At 42.2% G+C, this 1,136-nt stretch carries 2 protein-coding genes; both read left to right on the top strand.

Annotated features, from left to right (window positions below; all coding sequences use genetic code 11):
- Window positions 1-65: 65 nt before the first annotated feature.
- Window positions 66-560: a helix-turn-helix domain-containing protein gene (locus GNE10_RS34675; protein WP_185570527.1), complete on the top strand. Its 495-nt coding sequence runs from the start codon at window positions 66-68 to the stop codon at window positions 558-560.
- On the top strand, window positions 557-1,126 hold the full coding sequence (locus GNE10_RS34670; RefSeq protein WP_185570526.1) for an IS630 family transposase: 570 nt from the start codon (window positions 557-559) through the stop codon (window positions 1,124-1,126). The genes GNE10_RS34675 and GNE10_RS34670 overlap by 4 nt, the downstream gene beginning before the upstream one ends.
- Window positions 1,127-1,136: the final 10 nt, after the last annotated feature.

Here is a 1,136-nt window from a genome sequence, read left to right as displayed (position 1 = left end):
TTATACCAATTTAATATGAAGCTGCATATAATAGAGAGAAGCAAACTCGGTAAGTTTACATACCCATGAGCCGCCCGTTTAAGATTGAGATCGCGGAAAGCGAAGAAGAACTAAAAAAACGCCTACAAACAGCCAGGTTAGGAAACCAGAAAGAAAAGCTACAGATGTTGTGGTGGCTCAAGAGTGGGCAGGTAAAGGAGCAGCAAGAAATCGGAAAACGCTTGGCTGTCGATACTTCAACAGTGACAAGATGGTTGCAGAAGTATAGGTTGAGTGGACTGTCAGGCTTATTGGAAATTAAGAAAGCAGCAGGAGCAAAACGAAAAATCAATGATGATGCGATCGCTGCACTCCAGCAGGAACTGGAAACAGGAAAAGGGTTTAGTAGTTACGGTGCCATAGTCGAGTGGCTCAAACAAGAACATGGACTTGATATCGAGTACGGAACAGTTTATGCATGGGTGAGATATCGATTTGGTGCGAAACTCAAAGTACCTCGACCTCAAAGTTACAAGCAGGACGAAGAGTTGATATCTGAATTTAAAAAAAACTGGGTGTGATTCTACTAAGTCTGAAAAAACTTTTAGCACCAGGCAAGTGTGTCCGCTACCTGTGCCAGGATGAAACTAGGGTTGGGCTGAAAACTCTCACAGGAAAAGTGATCACAGCTTCAGGAGTCAAACCTACTGTTGAGGTGAAATGGCAACGGGACAATTTTTGGATTTATGGTGCAATTGAACCCTTGACGGGAAAGCATTTCCAGTCTGAATACCCCAAACTTAATGGCGACTATTTTCAACAGTTTCTGGACTGGTTATCTCAGCAATTAGGCGGTGATTATGCCATTTTACAGATTGACCAAGCCCCCGCTCATACCAGTTCTGCAATTCGTTGGCCAGAAAACATTATTCCTCTGCTTCAACCATCTCATTCTCCCGAACTCAACCCGATCGAGAGGCTTTGGCAGTTCCTCAAAAAATTGCTCAAAAATGAACTGTTCTCTAGTTTACAGAATTTACGCGATCGCATTCAGCAGCTGTTTGACCAACTTACATTTGAGCAGGTAATGTCGGTTTCTTCTTATAACTTTATTTTAGAAGCTCTTTTCTATGCAGCTTCATATTAAATTGGTATTA

Source organism: Nostoc sp. 2RC, from assembly GCF_014222165.1.
Taxonomy (GTDB): Bacteria; Cyanobacteriota; Cyanobacteriia; order Cyanobacteriales; family Nostocaceae; genus Nostoc; species Nostoc linckia.
The sequence above is the reverse complement of the archived record's forward strand: the minus strand, read 5'-3'. Positions and strand labels throughout refer to the sequence as shown.